The following is an 18,400-nucleotide window of genomic DNA, read 5'->3' as shown; positions in this document are numbered from 1 at the left end:
TTCTAAAATTTATACTAAACTCGCAATTTTTTGGTAGTTTCCTACTTTGTTATGATAATCAACATGTTTACCTATTAAACCTCTAAGCTGAGAATGACGAGTAATCATTAATTGGGTTAACTGCTGTTGATAGCTAAGTATATTTTTGATATACATTAGAATCATGTCTTGATGTTGCAATGGTAAGTTTTCAATTTTTGCAAAATCATCAACCAACATAATACCTTTCGATAATTGAAGGTATTTTGCCTGCCAACTCAACAATAAGTCCCATTTTTCATTCTGTGCATTAACTAACATTTGTTCCACAACATAGTTGAATTGTTCGTATTGTTCTAATAAGTTATTTCCTTGCATAATCATCCTTTTTTACTTAGCAATCTCACGCCACGACTCAGCAATATTGTTAAGTAAATCGTAACAAGTTTGCAATTTTTCTTGATCATTATGTAAATTAGCCAATAACAATTGTTGGCTAATATAGTGATATAAACGATCTAAATTTTCGGCAATTTCACCGCCTTTTTCTAAATCTAGACAGCTTTTAAGACCATTATCAACAATATTAATCGCTTTAGAAATTGCGTTACCTTTACCAACAATATTACCTTTTTGAATATATAAGCTAGCCAATTTAATTGCATTAAGTGCTCCATCAAATAATAAAACAATCAATTGATGGGGGGATGCTTGGCTAATACGCGTTTCTAAATTCACTTGCTCGTAAGCATGAGAGCCCATTTTATACATTACTATTCTCTATTTTTTTAAATTTGCCATCATATCAAATTGAGTTGTTAAATAATTACTCATGCTATCTAACTCGTTAATTAAAATATCTAATTTGGTAAATTGCACCCGATAACGCTCAATAGTTTGTTCAATAGAATTGCTCACTTGTTCATGGCGTTTATCTAATGACTTTAATGTTGCATTCAAACCATTAGTTGCTGAATCAATCATACCATCACTATCAATAAACCCACTGACTTTAGCAAAAACTTCATTTGCAATTCCTGTGTTTTTACCGTCACCAGTAAACAGTGTTGCGACTGCATCACTGTTTTCACTTAATGCTTTTTTTAAAGCATTTTCATTAATAGTTAACGTACCATTCTTGTCCATATTAATACCTATTTGGGCTAATACCGAAAACTCGCCGGATTGTCCTTTAGAAAATATCGAACGAATGCTTTGATCTATATTACGCAATGTTGCATCCCCAACAAGCGGACCATTACTGCTATTTAATTCCTTGGAATTTTTTTCTTCAGTGGTGAACTGGGTTAATGTTGATATTGTGGATTGTAACTGATTAAATGCCTCTACCCATTCTTTAATTGCTTCTTCGGCTTTTTCATCATCTGCGGTTATTACCAAATTTTGACTTGTTGTTGTAGTTGCTTTTAATGTAATATCAACACCGGCAACGACCTCTTTGACAGTATTAGAACTACTTGTTATGGCAATACCATTAAACGAAAATTTAGCATCTTGCGCTTTTGAAACTTCAGTCATATGGCTATTGTTTGGTTGATTAATATCAAACCCAATAATATCGTTTAACTTCTCATCATCAGATGAGATAGAAGTAATGCTTTGTTGCTCACCTGTTTCTTTCGATGTGATAACTAATTGATAACCATCTGATCCAGAACGAATAATGGCAGCATTTATTGTTGAAGAGCTGGTTGTTCCATCTTCATTAGTAACTTTGGCATTATTAATGGCATTTGCTATTGATTCTAAAGATACCTCATCCTGAGATAAGGTTATATCAAGTTTTTGACCATTCGTTTGTTCAATAATAATAGTTCGCGTTTGGTTATCATTACCTAACTTAGCATTTTTATCATTGATCGTCGATGTAGCAATACCATGAGATGTCGCTAATTGATCAACTGTAACTGTATAATTACCTAATGCTGCTTTACTATTTGCTTTTACCGAAAAATAATTGTCATTTCCTGTTGCTATTCGGCTTTGAAAAAGCTCTTTTTTTTGAAGTTTTTCCGTTGCAGTATTAAATGTTGTTAATGCACTTTTTAATTTACCAAAACCACTAATTTTCGCATTAATTGCTTTTTGTTGAGTTGTAATTGGGGTTAAACGTGTTTTTTCGGCCACTTCTAGTTGATCTAAAATACCATTAAGATCGATTCCAGAACCAATACCTAGTGCGCTCATTGCCATGATTTAATCTACCTATAACAATTATTCAATATTGTTTATATCGGCTGACAATCAAAAAAATTTAGTCTTCCTTTAAATATTTATCTAATAAATTGATGGCAATCTATTTTTTGAATAAAAAATCATCGGGAAATTATTTCCAAATAAATAATGCTATGATTTATTTAATAATATCAGTTTTAATTTGCAACCAAACTGCTACCATAAAAAAATAATCATCAAAAATATTAAAGTTCCCTATTTTGTTACCGATAAGTTATTTGTCAACAAGAATATTGAATTAAATTTAAACATCTTGTTGATTTTAATATTTATATTATTGGAGATAAAAATGGCACAAGTAATTAATACAAATACAATGTCTTTAATGGCAAAAAATAACCTTAACAATTCTCAAAGCGTTCTTAGTACTTCTATTGAGCGCCTTTCATCAGGTATGCGTATTAATAGCGCAAAAGATGATGCAGCAGGTCAAGCAATTGCTAACCGTTTTTCATCAAACATCAAAGGATTAACACAAGCTGCTCGTAATGCAAATGATGGTATTTCACTTGCACAAACTACTGAAGGTGCATTAAACGAAATCAACAACAACGTACAACGTATTCGTGAATTAACTGTTCAAGCAGCAAATGGTACCAACTCTGAAAGTGATTTAGTATCAATTCAAAATGAAATTGATCAACGTCTAGATGAGATTGATCGTGTTTCTAACCAAACTGATTTCAATGGTTCTAAAGTATTATCTGAAGATAAAACACTTAAAATTCAGGTTGGTGCAAATGATGGCGAAACTATTGAAATCAATTTGAAAAAAATTGATAGCACTGAACTTGGTTTAAATGGATTTAACGTATCTGATTCACCAACAAAAGATCCATTAAAAACAATTGATTCTGCATTATCAAAAATTGATGCATTAAGAGGGCAACTAGGTGCGGTACAAAACCGTTTCGAATCAACTGTAACTAATATCAATAATACTGTCAATAATTTAAGTTCTGCACGTAGCCGTATTGAAGATGCTGATTATGCAACAGAAGTATCAAACATGACTCGAGGTCAAATTTTACAACAAGCAGGTACTTCAGTATTAGCACAAGCTAACCAAGTACCTCAATCTGTACTTTCTTTATTGCAATAATTCTGTTTCTCATTTTAGTTATTATAACCCTGTCATATAACCATAACGGCATTTTATAATGCTGTTATGGCTAATAATGATAATTAGCTATTTTTTAGCCCTTTATTCAACCCATTAAATTTGCTAACCATCGTCATAATAATGTTAGACATTTTTTTTAACATTGGTTCAAAAATGGATGATAGCTTATATAACTCACGCGGTGTAATACACCAAATCGATTGGCAGCAATATATTCATTTAGTGCGTAATGAAGCTTTAAAATTAGCAGTTCGTTTACCTGCAACAGTCGAGCTTGATGATTTATTACAAGTTGGCTATATCGGTTTATTAGATACTATAAAACGTTATGACTCATCTCAAGGTAATACTTTTGCTACATTTGCCATACCAAGAATTAAAGGAGCAATGCTTGATGAACTACGTAGTCGTGATTGGTTGCCAAGACAAACCCGTAAGAAAATTAGAGATGTTACAACAGCAATTAATGAATTAGAACAGAAGTTAGGTACACCTCCTAGTGATTATCAGATTGCTAAATACTTAGAACTACCTATAAGCGAATACCGAAAAATTTTATTAGATTCAAATAATAGCCAAATATGTTCGTATGATGAAATTCATAAAAAATTGGGTGATAACATTGATAGCATTATTAAATGTGATGAAGATAATAATCCTTTTTCAGCACTAATAGATGAGGAAATTCGTAATACAATTATTCAACAAATTGAAAAACTACCAGAAAAAGAAAAACTTGTTTTATCACTTTATTACCAAGAGGATCTCAATTTAAAAGAGATTGGTAAAGTAATGGATATTAGTGAGTCAAGAGTGAGCCAATTACATAGCCAAGCTATCAAAAGAATACAAAGTAAAATTAATTTTTAGAAAAAATAAAAAAACAATCAAAATAAAGTGTAATTAAAATAAAAAATAATTGAAATTATTTTTTTATTGACCTTTTGCGTTTAAAAATGTAATTTTAAGCATAAAAAAACGAAATTAGTTTAATTTCACTGATTTTTCGTTTTTTTGTGCGAAAAATTACAAATATAGATTGGTGACTAAATTGGGAAATTTATTAGATGACGATATTCTAAAATGTATACATCATTTGAATCTATCAACACTACTATTAAGCCAGAAAATGATTGAGAAAGACAAAGTCATGGCAATGTATCGATTAGGTATTGATGAAGAAACGGCAGATATACTTAGCCGTTTAAACACCTCTCAAATGTTGATTCTATCAGAAACAAATCAATTAACTTTTCAGTTACGATTTGAAAATGCTGAAATGATGAAAAAACTTACTGAAGAATCTCGCATTGGTGATATTAAACAGATGCATACAGGAATTCTTTTATCAAGTTTGCTATTAGATTCAATCAATAAGTAGCTAAGGAACTAAGATGACAAGTACAAGTATTATCCAAAAATATGAGGAAACTCAACTCGCTATCAAATTGATTTCCCTAGGTGGAAGAATCCAAATGCTGGAAAGTGAAACCAACTTAAGTCGAAATAAACTTATAAAGCTTTATAAAGAGATTCAAGGATGTCCTCCACCTAAAGGTTTATTACCGTTTTCAACCTCGTGGTTTATGACATGGGAACCTAATATCCATGCGAGTATTTTTTATAACGCATACTCTTATTTAGTTAAAAATGGTCTAAAATCAGGCATTCAAACTATCTTAAAAGCCTATCAACTTTATTTAGAGCAATGCCAATTTTTATCACATAAGGATAAACCTGTTTTAGGATTAACCAGAGCGTGGATATTAGTCAAATTTGTCGAAAGGAAAATAATGCAACAATCATGTTGTAACGCATGTCGTGGACGTTTTATTACACACGCTTATCATCCACAAAATACTTTTACTTGCAGTTTATGTCAGCCTCCGTCAAGGGCGGATAAAAATAATAAGACACAAAAAGAAAATGACGAAAAATGCATGAAAGTGTTATCGAAACCAAGTTATTTAAATTCATCAGTTGCCAAACAGATCACTGCTTAAATAAATATTAAAGCAATTCAGCCGTTCGTTATTTTATGGAGAAAGAAGAAAGTCAATGCTAATAATTATAGGATATATTGTAGTGATCGCTTCGGCGCTACTTGGTTATGTACTCAGTGGTGGTTATTTAGCTGTACTATTTCAGCCACTCGAATTACTGATTATTGGTGGTGCTGCAATAGGCGCTTTTATTGTTAGTAATGAACAAAAAACAATAAAAGCCACACTTAAGTCTTTAGGTCAATTGTTTAAAACATCCAAATATAATAAGAATCTATATTTAACACTCATTAATTTTATGTATACCATTTTGACGAAGATTCGCCAAAGTGGAGGGCTATCCATTGAATCAGATATTGATAATCCGCATGAAAGTGAATTATTTAAACAATATCCACTTATTTTAGCTAATCCAAGAATTTGTGATTTTATCACTGATTACTTACGTCTTATGATTAGTGGCAATATGGATGTATTTGAAATAGAAACACTGATGAGTGAAGAAATTGAAACATTTGTCCACGAACTTGAAAAACCTGTAGATGCCATTTCAGGGATTGGTGATGGTCTACCAGCATTTGGGATCGTCGCTGCTGTAATGGGCGTAATTAATACACTTGCTCAAGCTGATAGACCAGCAAGTGAACTCGGTGAGCTTATCGCTCATGCTATGGTAGGAACTTTTTTAGGAATTTTGCTTGCTTATGGTTTTGTTTCGCCATTAGCTGCTTTATTAAAACAAAGAAACGCCGATACAGTGAAAGTTCTAGAATGTACTAAAGTAATACTTATTGCCAGCATGCATGATTATGCGCCACAAATTTGTATTGAATTTGGGCGAAAAACATTATTTTCTCATGAAAGGCCATCATTCTTTGAATTAGAAAAATACATACAAGAAGTTAAAGACAAAAAATCTAATCCAAATGAAAATAAAGAATAATGAAAGATAAATCTGTAAGAATAATTATAAAGAAAAAATCAGGGCATGGTGGTGGACATCATGGCGGTTCGTGGAAAATCGCCTATGCCGACTTTATGACCGCAATGATGGCACTATTTTTAGTCATGTGGTTAATTTCTACATCTACCCCTCAAGAACTGAAAGGTATTGCTGAATACTTTAGAACCCCTTTAATTCTTGGCTACAATGGCGGTAAAAATATTAGCGATAGTGAAAGTCCGATTCCTGGTGGCGGTGATGATGTTAGTAAACAACTTGGTGAAGAAAAAAACTATCATTTTACCCAATCACAGAATGAAGTTGAGAAACAGCAACTTGAAAAAATACAGATGATTGAAGCGGCACGTAAAATTTATGATATTTTTGAAATTGATGAACGCCTAAAGAAATTAGCACCTAATCTTATTATTGAATTAACTGAAATGGGGTTACGGATTCAAATTTTAGCTTCAGATGATAAACCCATGTTTGATATTGGTAGTACAACCATTGATCCTAATATGCAAGAAATTCTGCATGCATTAGCGCCGATTATCAATTCCTTACCAAATAAAATCACCTTGTCAGGCCATACTGATGAACGCCAATATACAACAGGTGATAGAGGATATAGCAATTGGGAACTATCTGCAGATAGAGCTAATTCATCAAGAAGAGAGCTTATAGCTGGTGGATTAGACTCAAATAAAATTATTCGAATTATTGCACTTGCCGATACAGTGAATTTAAACAATCCTAATTACAGTAAAGATGCTAATCGCCGTATCAGTATCTTAATTTTGAATAAAATAGCACAACAGTATATTGAAGAAGAAAATAACATGACCGGAACCGATTTTTTAAGACAATCACAACAGACCAAATCAGAATAAATTCATTTTTGAAAAAATGAATTTATTTGAAAACTTTTTTAAAACACGCACAACAATTATTAAAGTTTTGTGAATTTAACCCGATATAAAAAAGACTTATTTTAATTGATATTATGAACTCAAACTATATTGAGAGGATTTTATGGCGAATTCATTAATGAATACTGGTATTAGTGGGTTAAATGCAGCACAAAATATGCTGAATGTAATAAGCAATAATATTAGTAATGCTCATACAACTGGTTACAATCGTCAACAACAAATTTTACGCCAAGCAAATGGAACTCAGCATAGTTTTGGGTTTGTCGGTAACGGTGTTTGTGTATCATCTGTTAATCGCGCTTTTAATAATTTTGTTGTAGGACAACTACGGCAATCACAATCACAAAATGGTTCTATCAAAGCTTATTATAATGAATTATCTAAAGTAGATAATCTGTTAGCAGAGAATGACAATAGTATTTCATCTCAAATTAATAATCTTTTTGCCAGTTTAAATAAACTTGCATCCAATGCTAGTGATGCATCGACAAAACAAACTGTTATTAGTGATCTGACATCTTTAACTAGCCAATTTAATAAAACAGAAACAAATTTAAAGAACCAAATTGCCAACGTTAATACTGAATTAAATAGTAATGTTGATAAAGTTAATACCTATACTCAACAAATTGCCGAACTTAATCAAAAAATATCACAACTACAGTCGGTAGGCGGTGGAAACGAACCTAATGCATTACTTGACCAACGCGATCAGTTAGTCAATGAATTAAGCGAAATCATTGGCATTACCGTTACTGAACAAAATGGACAATATAATCTTTCGCTTGCTAATGGTTTAAATTTAGTTCAAGGCTCTTCTATTAACTTATTATCGGTACAACCTTCAACAGATGATCCTTCGTTAAATACTATTATTTATACTCATCCTTCAGGTGCAACACAAGAATTGACAAGCCAAAACATTACATCAGGTACGTTACACGGCTTATTAACCTTTCGTGATGGACCATTAACCGAAGCCCGCAATCAACTAGGCTTAATTGCATTAAATTTAGCAGAACGTTTTAATGAAGTGCATATGTCGGGTATTGATATTAATGGTAATCAAGGTGAAAAGTTGTTTGATTACAATCATCCTAGTTGTGTCACAAATACTAAAAACCAAGGTAATGCTTCAGCCAAAATTGAGTTTAATGCTTTGAGTGAAGTAAAAGCTTCTGATTATAAAATAGAATTTGATGGTAATAATTGGATTGTCACAAGATTATCTGATCATCAGCTAATTACTCCTGAAATCAAAGATGGTAAATTGTTTTTTGATGGACTGACCATTGAGATAAGTGGTAATGCGGTTATTGGAGATTCGTTTATCATAAAACCAGTTGCCGATATTGCTTCGTCATTACAACTGCTAGTGAAAGATGTAAATAAACTAGCAACAGGTATTAACGATGAAGAAAATGGCGCTGGTGATAATCGTAATGTAACCAAATTATTAGAAATCCAACATGAAAAACTTGTTAATGGTACAACAACATTAAAAAGTGCTTATACCCGCTTAACTAACTACATTGGTAGTGAAACTCAAACAGCAAAAATTTCTGCTCAATCAAGCAAAAATATAACTCAACAAATTTATGAGCAAAATCAATCGATTTCAGGGGTTAATATTGAAGAAGAGTATATCTCTATGCAGGTTTATATGCAGTATTACCAAGCAAATGCCAAAGTGATTGATGCGGCCACAACACTATTTGATACCATTTTAGGTTTAACTAAATGATTAAAGGATAAAAAATGCGCCTTAGCACAAACTCAATTTATCAAAAAAACTTAAACAGTATTTTAAACACCAACAGCAAATGGCAAAAATCGGGGTTGCATTTGGCAACAGGTAAAAAGATTTTAACTCCTTCTGATGATCCAATGGGAGCATCACAATCATTAATAATAAAGCAAGCGCAAGCACAAAATGAACAGTTCCAAGCAACACGCGAAAATGCCGATAAATCACTTAGTCGCCAAGATACGATCTTATCGGAAGCCAATACTGTTATCCAAGCAATTCAGGAAACATTGGTCTATGCATCAAATGAAACCTTAAATGAAGAAAATAGACTCGATCTTGCTAATAAATTACAAAGTTTAAAAGATCAACTTTTATCATTAGCTAATGCAAAAGACACTAATGGTAACTACCTTTTTGCTGGTAAGAAAAACGATACACCTCCTTTTGTAATGAATGAATCAGGTGAAGTGAGTTACGTAGGCGGTACAACTTCTATCAATGTATTAATCGATGACTCGCGAGAAGTATCGCTAAGTTTTACAGGTATTCAAGTATTTATGACTGGCTCAAATGTTAAAGAATCTGATGGTTCACCAGCAGAAAGTAACATATTTGCAAGTATTGATTATGCAATTGAGGCATTAAAAATAGATCTAGATTATGATAATGATGATACCGTTGAACAATTTAGATCTGGGTTATCAAAAGCACGTCATGGAGTAGACAATTCTTTTAATAATATTTCGACACTTAGAGCAGAAGGTGGCTCGGTATTATCCGAAATTGACAGATTAACCACATTGGGGAAAACATTAGATATTGAATTTCAAACTCAAATCAGCCAACTTGAAGACGTCGATTGGTACGAAGCCATTTCAGAATATGTAATGCTACAAGCTAATTTACAAGCTGCACAATATACCTTTATGACTATGCAAAGTATGTCACTGTTTCAAATGAAATAAAGTTTTGTAACCTAATTTTATTTAAGCAATGTTTTTTACCCTAAGTTGTGAATCGACTCAAACTATTCATCCCACTCAAAGGAGGTTTACCACCTCCTTTTTTATTTTAACTAAAAAGTTTCAAAAACAATGTCATTATGTAATATAAACCATCAGTTTAAGCGAGTGACGCTTAATTATAAAAAATTAATAAAATCAATACTCTACCTGAACGTTTTTTTTATTGATTGATTTCTTATTTAATTCATAATTATTTGTTTTTAAAATTAGTTTTATAATATTTTTACTAGCAAAGTATTGAGCATTGTATTCAAACCGAGTAATTCTATTATTAATTAAATGCAATTTTCCTAAATCCTGATACAGTTGTTAACTGATTATTTTTTGCAATTTTTTCAATACGACCAATGATTTGAATAAGCTTATCACTATAATTTGGATCAGTTGCGTAATGTGCAGCTTGTAATTCTTTAGCAGCTGTTCTGGCATCAGGAGCTTTAATAACTGCATGATAACGGGGACTTTTAGTTAGTAAATTGAGGTAGTCGGTTAATGCATGATGTTTACTATTATAGACTCTAAAATTATCTTCAATTTTCATCATTTTATTATTAACAAATTCATGTGTGGTTAAACGAGTTGAATTGCCATTCCATGACGATGTTGCTTTGACACCAAAGTAATTGTGGCTTGATTGATTATTAGCGGTTTTAATTTGCTTTTGCCCCCACCCAGTCTCTAGTGCTGCTTGCGCAATAATAACCTCATACGGAATACCAGATTTTTTAGCAGCTTGCCTAGCTGGCTCTAGCCATTCCATAACAAATTTTGTGACATAATCTTCGTTTACATTATCTAGTTGTGTTTTTAATATTGCTTCGTTATGTTTAATTTCAGCTGCTTTGTTAGCATTATGGTTACGATATAGTATTTGCCCTAGTGCTTCAGGCGATAAATTAGGCGATGCATTACTAAATAAGGATTGAGCTAATTGGAGATTTTGCTGAGTATTATTGTTTGTATTAGATTGTAGGTTAACATTAATTGATGGTGAAACTTTATTAGTTAACTGTTTAATAAGCATATCTGCTAATCCAAACCCTTTACCCGCTGCTTGCTGTGTAATTTGTTGGTCAAACATTGAAGTAAATAGTTGTGTAGCAGACTGACTAAATAAACCACTTTCAGGTACAGCCTTTCGCATACTTTGCATCATCATATTAATAAATAATGACTCAAACTGCTGAGCAACTTGCTTAATACCTTCAGCAGAGCCATTAACTACATTTCGCTTTAATTGATTAATATCCGAAAAATCATAAGCGAAGCGATTCAAAGATTGTCCAATTTTATTATTCATAAAGTCTTTTTTTAGATAGTTTCTAAGGAAGCATGTAAACAACCAGCTGTTTTTAGCGCTTCAAGTATTGACATTAATTCTGTAGGATTAGCACCTAATACATTTAGCGAATTAATAACATGATTTAAATCAGCACTAGAGGATATATTGTGTAAAGCCCCTCCTTCTTGCGCAACGCTAACTTGATTATCTGGTGTAACGGTTGTTGTGCCGCCTGCTAATGGGGTATTTGGTTGACTTACCTTTAATTTGTTATTTACCACAACAGATAAATTACCATGTGCAACCGCACAATTATCTAATTTAACCTTTTGATTCATAACTACAACACCGGTTCTAGTATTTATAACAACTTTTGCTGAAACTGGCGTAGCGCTAATTTCAAGATTTTGTATTCGTGAAAGTAGTTGTACTCGTGCACTACTTTCTTTTGGCATATGTAATGCAATCGTTGTACCATCTAACGCTACTGCAGTATTTTTTTGTAACCTATTAATTGCATCAGATATTTTTAAGGCTCGAGTAAAATCAAATTGATTAAGATGTAAATGGATAACATTTTGTTCATCTAAACGGGTTGCAAGCTCTCGTTCTATGGTTGCACCATTAGGTATAGTTGCCCCTGCAGTTTGGTTCACACTTACACTGCTACCTTTACTACTTGCACCCATTCCACCTACAAAAAGGTTACCTTGCGCAATAGCATATACTTGATTATCGACACCTTTTAGTGGTGTCATAATCAAGGTACCTCCACGCAAGCTTTTTGCATTACCGAGCGAGGATACCACCACATCAATTTGTTGTCCTACTCGAGAATAAGAAGGTAATTTAGCCGTAACCATAACAGCTGCAACATTTTTTAATTGCATATTGCTCCCAGACGGTACGGTAATACCTAATTGAGATAACATATTAGTAATACTTTGAATGGTAAAAGGTGTTTGTGATGTTTGATCGCCTGTACCATCAAGACCGACAACAATACCATATCCAACCAAGGCATTTTCTCTTACACCTTGAATGGTGACTAAATCGCGGATACGTTCAGCATGGCCCGCTGGTATCACTAATACCATCATAACGACAAAATAAACAAAAATACGCAATTTTTTTAACATAATGATACTCGTTAAAAAGGGGAAAGATTTAAAAATAGGCGCTGTAACCAACCCATCGTTTGGGCTTCATCAATGTATCCATTACCAACATACTCAATTCGAGCGTCAGCAACTTGCGTTGAGATAACAGTGTTATTTCCACTAATTGTTCTTGGATTAACTACCCCAAAAAAACGGATAAACTCGGTACCTTGATTAATCGCAATCTGTTTTTCACCAATCACTTTTAGATTACCATTGATCATGACATCTTGAACCGTGACGGTGATTGTGCCACTAAAGGTATTTTTAGCGTTAGCCCCGCCTGATCCCTTAAAATCATTATTTCCAGACATTTCAGTATTAGCTTTACCTCGACCGACTAACCCATCAAGAAATTTAGGTATTGTTTTTACCCCTAGATCCACCGAACCATTTCGTCCTGCATTAATCGATGAACTTTTACTAGCACTCACATTTTCTTGTAAAACAATGGTTAATACATCGCCAACATTACGTGGGCGACGATCTTCAAACATTGGTTGGTAACCATAGCTACTAGGCTGAGCAGCTTGATAAATTGAACCTGTCGTATTTACATTGTCTGGCAATTTGGGGACAACACTTGTTTCACCTTCAACTAAAGGCTTTTTAGGCAATTGTGCACAGCCACTGATAAAAAATGCTATTAAAATATAAAAATATCTCATTACCTTTAGCATATTGTTAACTTTACAGTTGATTTAAACGTTGTAGCATTTGATCAGAGGTTGATATCGCTTTGCTATTAATTTCGTAAGCACGTTGAACTTGAATCATATTCACTAGTTCTTCAGCAACATTAACATTAGACGTTTCGGTATAGCCTTGATATAAAAGCCCTGCGCCGTTTAATCCTGGCGTATTTTCCGTTGGCGCACCTGAACTTTCGGTTTCTAAGTAAAGATTTTCCCCCATACTTTCAAGTCCAGCATCATTAATGAAAGTATGTAAAGTTAGTTGCCCAACTTGGACCTGTGTTGATTGATTAGCTAATGTCACATTTACTACACCATCGCGCGCTACCGTCATTTTGATTGCATTGGATGGAATACTAATTGTTGGTTGAATTTCGTATCCTGCTGCAGTCACCAATTGACCATTTTGATTGACTTGAAAAGCACCGCTACGAGTATAAGCTTGTGTACCATCGGGTAATAAAACTTGGAAAAAACCTTGCCCATTAATAGCAATATCACTGCTGTTATCGGTTGCCTCTAAATTACCTTGGCTATGAATTCGTTCTGTCGCAACAGGACGAACTCCTGTGCCAATCTGTAGCCCAGAAGGTAATGTTGTTTGCTCAGATGATTGTGCTCCTGGTTGGCGAACAGTTTGGTATAATAAGTCTTCAAACACCGCTCTTTGTCTTTTAAAACCATTGGTACTAACATTGGCTAAATTATTGGAAATAATATCCATATTCATTTGTTGTGCCGTTAAGCCTGTTTTGGCAATCCATAATGATTTAATCATTGTTATTCCTATCTAATGTATTAATAAATTTATGTTAGAGATAAAATTTGGTTTGCTTTTTGTGCATTTTCATCAGCAGTAATAATTTCTTTCATCTGCATTTCAAACTGGCGTGCATGACTAATTAAATCAACCATAGCCGTAACAGGGTTCACATTACTTCCTTCTAATACACCTGACATAAGCTTAGCTTTTGGATTGTCTGGCATATTCTCACCACGTTCATTACGTGTTTCTTCCGCTAGTCGAAAAAAGCCATCATCACCACGTATAATTTCATTATGCTCAAGATGGACTTTCTTTATTTTACCTACTTGAGCAATGGTCGTGGGTTTATCACCTGCACCCAATGCGGAAAGTGTTCCATCACTACTAATACTGATTTGAGATCGTTGAGGCACAGTCAAAACACCGTTATCACCAATTAATGGATTACCTTGTATGTTAAGCGTACCATTTTCGTCAATTTGAATTGCACCATTTCGCGTATAAGCTTCGCTACCATCGACTAATTGTACTGCTAACCAGTGATCCTCAGTTAAAGCAACATCCAAGTTTCGACCTGTGTAATTAAATGCCCCCATCGTTGAATCAAAAGTGGGAGTTGTTGCTGTTACCATGGTTCGTGTAGGTGTATCATTCCCCACAACAGGAACTGCTTTCATCGTCGTTAACTGTGCACGAAACCCCACTGTGGATACATTAGCTAAGTTATTAGTAGTAATTGATTGCCGATTTAATGTCTGGCTAGCTGCTGACATTGCTGTATAAATAACACGATCCATAAATAACCTTTAAATTAACGCAAATTGACTAATGTATTTAGAATTTGATCCTGCGTTTTAATTGTTTGTGAATTAGACTGGTAATTGCGCTGAGCAACAATCATATTCACTAATTCCTGACTCATATCAACATTTGACGACTCTAATGCACCGCTGGCTAACGAACCAAATGTACCAGAATTTGCTCTGCCCAATACCTCGCCTCCAGAATTAATGGTTGATCGCCAATTATTGTTTCCAGCAGGCTCTAGCCCATTAACATTGGCAAAATCAGCCATTGCTATCTGACCTAATAACATTGTTTGTTGGTTAGAATAGACACCATAAATAGAACCATCATCATTAATGCTATACCCGACCAAATCTCCTGGAGCATATCCATTTACAACAGGGTTTTTAATACTACCCAATTCTTTACCCATATTTTGTTGAGAACTTTTGGCTAATGATAAAGTAAAGCTATTATCAGCAGCTCCATTTATCCCATTAATATCGATGGTCATTTCGGGATCACTAATCAATTTACCAGACGAATCAAATTCCATTTCTCCCGCTTTTTGCAAACTTCCATTAGGATCACTGCTATCAAGATAATGAACATCCCATTGGTTATCAGCGGTTTTAACATAAAAGAGCTGAATATTGCGTTGATTACCAAGCGAGTCATAAGTAGTAATGGTTGTAGAATAATTAAATGTATCAGCATCAAGCGCATTGACTGGTTGTTTTGCAGGAACTTTACTATTAGAATTTAAGTTTGTTTGCAAAGAAGCCTTGGTTGTCGCTGATGCATTTAGCATTTCTTGCGAAATTTTTAATGTATCTGGAGCTGCACCTTGCTGCACTTGAGGTGGTGTTCCAGTTGCAAGATAGCCAGTCAAATAAAGACCATCAGCAGAAATAATATTTCGTTCGGCATCTAATTGAAACTGCCCATTGCGGGTGTAATAGGCTTGCCCATTACTATCCACTAAACGAAAAAATCCATTGCCAGAAATAGCCACATCTAAACTATTGTTGGTTGTTGTAGCTATTCCATCATTAAAGTTTTGCATAATCGCAGCCACTTTAACCCCCATACCAACTTTTGAGCCAGCATAGATATCAGCAAATGAAATACTAGCACTCTTAAATCCTACTGTTGCTGAATTAGCAATATTATTCCCAATAACATCTAATTGCTTTGATGCAGCATTCATACCACTCACTGCTTGAGAAAATCCCATCTGAACTTTATCTCCTTTAAAGAATTTGACGTACTTCGTCAATACTGATTGAACCAAGTATTCCTAAATCAAGTAATACTTTATTATTAACTTTACTATTGATAACACCATATACTACTGAATAAGATAATGATGTTGATGATACTTTTTTCCCATCATAACTTGCATTAACTGAAAAAGTATAACTACCATCTAGTGCATTCGTCCCATCATTTAGCACACCATCCCAAGTGAAAGAACTAACGCCTGCTGGAATTGCGCCTAAATCAACTTCACGAACTACATTGCCATTTTCATCTTGAATAGTAATAATTACTGAGTCAGCTTCATGTACCAGCTCAAAACCAAATGGTGTGGTAACGGTTTCTTCTTTTGAGTCTGAACTTTCAGATTCTGAGGTTGCAACTAAAATTTTATTGCCAGGAACCATCACTCCCTTGCCAATCATATTACTGGCATTGACTGATAAACTATCATCAATCTGACCAGAAACCATTCCTAACGTTGTATTAAGACGTTCTATACCTGCTAAAGTATTGATTTGAGCCAGCTGTGATGTTAGCTGACTATTATCCATTGGATTAGTTGGATCTTGGTTCTTCATTTGTGCAATTAATAACGTTAAGAAATTATCTTGTAATTCTTTACTTGAGTTACCATCAGATGCCGTTTTTTGTGTCGTTTGAGGTTTTGTTATCCCCGATGATTCTGAAACAAGAACATTAGCTATACCCATCAACCACTCCTTTTTATTGCCCTAATGCCAGTGTTTTTAACATTAAATTTTTGGCGGTATTAATTACTTCTATATTTGCTTGATAACTTCGTGATGCTGAAATGGTATTAACCATTTCGGCAACTACATCAACATTAGGTTTTTGAATATATCCTTTAGCATCGGCCAATGGATGATTAGGTTCATAAACCAAATTCATCGGTGAAGGATCTTCAATAACTTGCGACACTTTAACCCCAGCAATTGGGTTAAGTTCACCATTATCATCCACTTGAAAAATAACCTGCTTAGCTCGATAAGCTTTGCCTGAAGTACTGGTAATACTGTCTGCGTTAGCTAAATTACTAGCACTTACATTCATTCGTTGTGTTTGTGCCAATAATGCCGAGCCTGAAATTGCAAAAATAGAAAAACTCATCATAATTATCCTTGCTGTAATACCGCCATAATATTTTTAAATTTTTCACCTAAAAACGTTAAATTACTTTGGTAGTGAATACTATTATCAATAAAAGCTGTACGTTCTTGATCCATCTCGACCGTATTACCATCTGCCGCAGCCTGATAAGGTATACGATAAAGTACATCATGATTTGTCATGATTGGTGCTTTTATCTGAATATGATGATTTGAAGTGATATTAAGTCCAACGTTATTAATCTTATTCTGATTGTTAAGTGCTTTGCTTAGCTCAGCATTAAAATCAATATCTTGAGCCTGATAGTTAGGCGTATCGCTATTTGCAATATTTGCAGCTAATATATTTTGTCGTATTTCACGTATATTTAATGCTTGCTGATGAAAATTAACCCATGTATCTAATTTATCAAACATAAAATCATCTCATTTTTTTTGATAATTAGAATTTTAAGCGAATAAAAAAAAAGTTATTGCGCAAATAACGATAAAAATTGCCCTTATTTCAAGATTCATTTCTTGCAATCATAAAGTAAAATCAGCTTATGAATAATTTAGAATAAATAAGCATGATTAAAATCGCAAAATTGATACTCGCTATTTTTATACTATTTAGTTGGAATAATGTTTTAGCAAATTCGCTTGATAAACAGATTAACAATTTAATATCACAGCAATTTGGTCATAAAGCGGACGACATTTTAATTACTTATCTTACTGCTAAACCGCAATTAAATTGTAAGACTCCAACACTCTCTTTATTAAATAAAAAAAAACAGTGGGGCAACATGACTATCAGTGCCCAATGCAATAATAAAAAAAAATTTATCCAGATTAATGTTGCTGTCAAAGGGAACTATATTGTAGCTAAACAAGCAATAAGTGCAGGGACGCTAATCAACGAAGATTATATACAGATACAATCAGGTTGGTTGGATAAACTACCTTCGACTGTTATTTTGGATGGAGTTGACGCAATTAATCATATAGCTTTACGAAATATTAATTTGGGTGAACCAATAAAAACAACAATGCTTCAAAAAAATTGGCAGGTGAAAGCAGGACAAATAATTAAAGTAATAATAAATGGAGAAGGTTATGAAATAACAACTAATGGTAAAACACTTAACAATGCTATATTAAACGATAAAATAAAAGTTAAACTAAATTCTGATAAAATTGTTGAAGGCACGTTAACTCACCAAGGTGTAATAATTTCCAATAAATAATATTAATGATTTTTTTATTATTGCCGATAATAGAATTATACAAATCACTTAAATCTTAAATTTGATTAAAGGTATTTT

General features: G+C 33.5%; 21 protein-coding genes. 9 read left to right on the top strand and 12 right to left on the bottom strand.

What is annotated here, in order from left to right:
• Nucleotides 1–9: 9 nt before the first annotated feature.
• The 3 genes from A9G31_RS10945 to fliD are packed head-to-tail and all read right to left on the bottom strand — an operon-like array spanning nt 10 to nt 2,193.
• Complete coding sequence (locus A9G31_RS10945) at nt 10–357, bottom strand: hypothetical protein (protein ID WP_065561658.1); 348 nt, start codon at nt 355–357, stop codon at nt 10–12.
• Between the two features lie 12 nt (nt 358–369).
• Nucleotides 370–750 carry a flagellar export chaperone FliS gene (fliS, locus tag A9G31_RS10940; protein WP_065561657.1) on the bottom strand — a complete coding sequence of 127 codons (381 nt, stop codon included), beginning with the start codon at nt 748–750 and terminating at the stop codon, nt 370–372.
• 9 nt (nt 751–759) lie between these two features.
• Nucleotides 760–2,193, bottom strand: a complete 1,434-nt coding sequence (gene fliD / locus A9G31_RS10935) for a flagellar filament capping protein FliD (RefSeq protein WP_051634100.1) — start codon at nt 2,191–2,193, stop codon at nt 760–762.
• Between the two features lie 331 nt (nt 2,194–2,524).
• On the opposite strand from fliD, the gene A9G31_RS10930 reads away from it, so the two are divergent.
• The 8 genes from A9G31_RS10930 (at nt 2,525) to flgL (ending at nt 9,954) form a co-directional block, all read left to right on the top strand.
• On the top strand, nt 2,525–3,337 hold the full coding sequence (locus tag A9G31_RS10930; protein WP_065561656.1) for a flagellin N-terminal helical domain-containing protein: 813 nt from the start codon (nt 2,525–2,527) through the stop codon (nt 3,335–3,337).
• A 141-nt stretch (nt 3,338–3,478) separates the two neighbouring features.
• Nucleotides 3,479–4,228 (top strand): RNA polymerase sigma factor FliA, encoded by a 750-nt coding sequence (locus A9G31_RS10925; protein WP_238552610.1) that lies wholly within the window; start codon nt 3,479–3,481, stop codon nt 4,226–4,228.
• 181 nt (nt 4,229–4,409) lie between these two features.
• Nucleotides 4,410–4,739: a flagellar transcriptional regulator FlhD gene (flhD, locus tag A9G31_RS10920; RefSeq protein ID WP_034909475.1), complete on the top strand. Its 330-nt coding sequence runs from the start codon at nt 4,410–4,412 to the stop codon at nt 4,737–4,739.
• 13 nt (nt 4,740–4,752) lie between these two features.
• Nucleotides 4,753–5,361, top strand: a complete 609-nt coding sequence (gene flhC / locus A9G31_RS10915) for a flagellar transcriptional regulator FlhC (protein ID WP_051634099.1) — start codon at nt 4,753–4,755, stop codon at nt 5,359–5,361.
• A gap of 55 nt (nt 5,362–5,416) precedes the next feature.
• Nucleotides 5,417–6,304: a flagellar motor stator protein MotA gene (gene motA, locus A9G31_RS10910; RefSeq protein ID WP_034909474.1), complete on the top strand. Its 888-nt coding sequence runs from the start codon at nt 5,417–5,419 to the stop codon at nt 6,302–6,304.
• The gene (motB, locus tag A9G31_RS10905; RefSeq protein ID WP_065561655.1) at nt 6,304–7,197 is read left to right on the top strand and encodes a flagellar motor protein MotB; all 894 of its coding nucleotides are present in this window, start codon (nt 6,304–6,306) and stop codon (nt 7,195–7,197) included. The genes motA and motB overlap by 1 nt, the downstream gene beginning before the upstream one ends.
• A gap of 142 nt (nt 7,198–7,339) precedes the next feature.
• Nucleotides 7,340–8,983 carry a flagellar hook-associated protein FlgK gene (gene flgK, locus A9G31_RS10900; RefSeq protein WP_034909473.1) on the top strand — a complete coding sequence of 548 codons (1,644 nt, stop codon included), beginning with the start codon at nt 7,340–7,342 and terminating at the stop codon, nt 8,981–8,983.
• 14 nt (nt 8,984–8,997) lie between these two features.
• A complete protein-coding gene (flgL, locus tag A9G31_RS10895) occupies nt 8,998–9,954 on the top strand; it encodes a flagellar hook-associated protein FlgL (protein WP_034909471.1) in 957 nt (318 codons plus the stop codon).
• 331 nt (nt 9,955–10,285) lie between these two features.
• On the opposite strand, the gene flgJ is transcribed toward flgL, so the two are convergent.
• Genes flgJ through flgB form a run of 9 tightly spaced genes read right to left on the bottom strand, consistent with a single transcriptional unit; the run spans nt 10,286 to nt 17,510 of the window.
• Nucleotides 10,286–11,314 (bottom strand): flagellar assembly peptidoglycan hydrolase FlgJ, encoded by a 1,029-nt coding sequence (flgJ, locus tag A9G31_RS10890; RefSeq protein ID WP_051634096.1) that lies wholly within the window; start codon nt 11,312–11,314, stop codon nt 10,286–10,288.
• An 11-nt stretch (nt 11,315–11,325) separates the two neighbouring features.
• Nucleotides 11,326–12,435, bottom strand: a complete 1,110-nt coding sequence (locus A9G31_RS10885; RefSeq protein ID WP_034909468.1) for a flagellar basal body P-ring protein FlgI — start codon at nt 12,433–12,435, stop codon at nt 11,326–11,328.
• A gap of 11 nt (nt 12,436–12,446) precedes the next feature.
• Nucleotides 12,447–13,124, bottom strand: coding sequence for a flagellar basal body L-ring protein FlgH (locus A9G31_RS10880; RefSeq protein ID WP_255307007.1), 678 nt, complete (start codon nt 13,122–13,124; stop codon nt 12,447–12,449).
• Nucleotides 13,125–13,146: 22 nt separating this feature from the next.
• The gene (gene flgG / locus A9G31_RS10875) at nt 13,147–13,929 is read right to left on the bottom strand and encodes a flagellar basal-body rod protein FlgG (protein WP_034909461.1); all 783 of its coding nucleotides are present in this window, start codon (nt 13,927–13,929) and stop codon (nt 13,147–13,149) included.
• A gap of 29 nt (nt 13,930–13,958) precedes the next feature.
• Nucleotides 13,959–14,714 (bottom strand): flagellar basal body rod protein FlgF, encoded by a 756-nt coding sequence (locus A9G31_RS10870; protein ID WP_034909457.1) that lies wholly within the window; start codon nt 14,712–14,714, stop codon nt 13,959–13,961.
• Nucleotides 14,715–14,728: 14 nt separating this feature from the next.
• The gene (flgE, locus tag A9G31_RS10865) at nt 14,729–15,940 is read right to left on the bottom strand and encodes a flagellar hook protein FlgE (protein WP_034909453.1); all 1,212 of its coding nucleotides are present in this window, start codon (nt 15,938–15,940) and stop codon (nt 14,729–14,731) included.
• Nucleotides 15,941–15,956: 16 nt separating this feature from the next.
• Nucleotides 15,957–16,676 carry a flagellar hook assembly protein FlgD gene (locus A9G31_RS10860; RefSeq protein ID WP_034909450.1) on the bottom strand — a complete coding sequence of 240 codons (720 nt, stop codon included), beginning with the start codon at nt 16,674–16,676 and terminating at the stop codon, nt 15,957–15,959.
• Nucleotides 16,677–16,689: 13 nt separating this feature from the next.
• Nucleotides 16,690–17,097 carry a flagellar basal body rod protein FlgC gene (gene flgC / locus A9G31_RS10855; protein WP_034909448.1) on the bottom strand — a complete coding sequence of 136 codons (408 nt, stop codon included), beginning with the start codon at nt 17,095–17,097 and terminating at the stop codon, nt 16,690–16,692.
• A 2-nt stretch (nt 17,098–17,099) separates the two neighbouring features.
• Nucleotides 17,100–17,510, bottom strand: a complete 411-nt coding sequence (flgB, locus tag A9G31_RS10850) for a flagellar basal body rod protein FlgB (protein ID WP_065561653.1) — start codon at nt 17,508–17,510, stop codon at nt 17,100–17,102.
• Between the two features lie 152 nt (nt 17,511–17,662).
• Between flgB and flgA the strand changes: the two genes are divergently transcribed.
• A complete protein-coding gene (gene flgA, locus A9G31_RS10845; protein ID WP_034909440.1) occupies nt 17,663–18,322 on the top strand; it encodes a flagellar basal body P-ring formation chaperone FlgA in 660 nt (219 codons plus the stop codon).
• Nucleotides 18,323–18,400: the final 78 nt, after the last annotated feature.

Source organism: Gilliamella sp. Gris1-4, from assembly GCF_001690335.1.
GTDB lineage: Bacteria > Pseudomonadota > Gammaproteobacteria > Enterobacterales > Orbaceae > Gilliamella > Gilliamella apicola_P.
The sequence above is the reverse complement of the archived record's forward strand: the minus strand, read 5'-3'. Positions and strand labels throughout refer to the sequence as shown.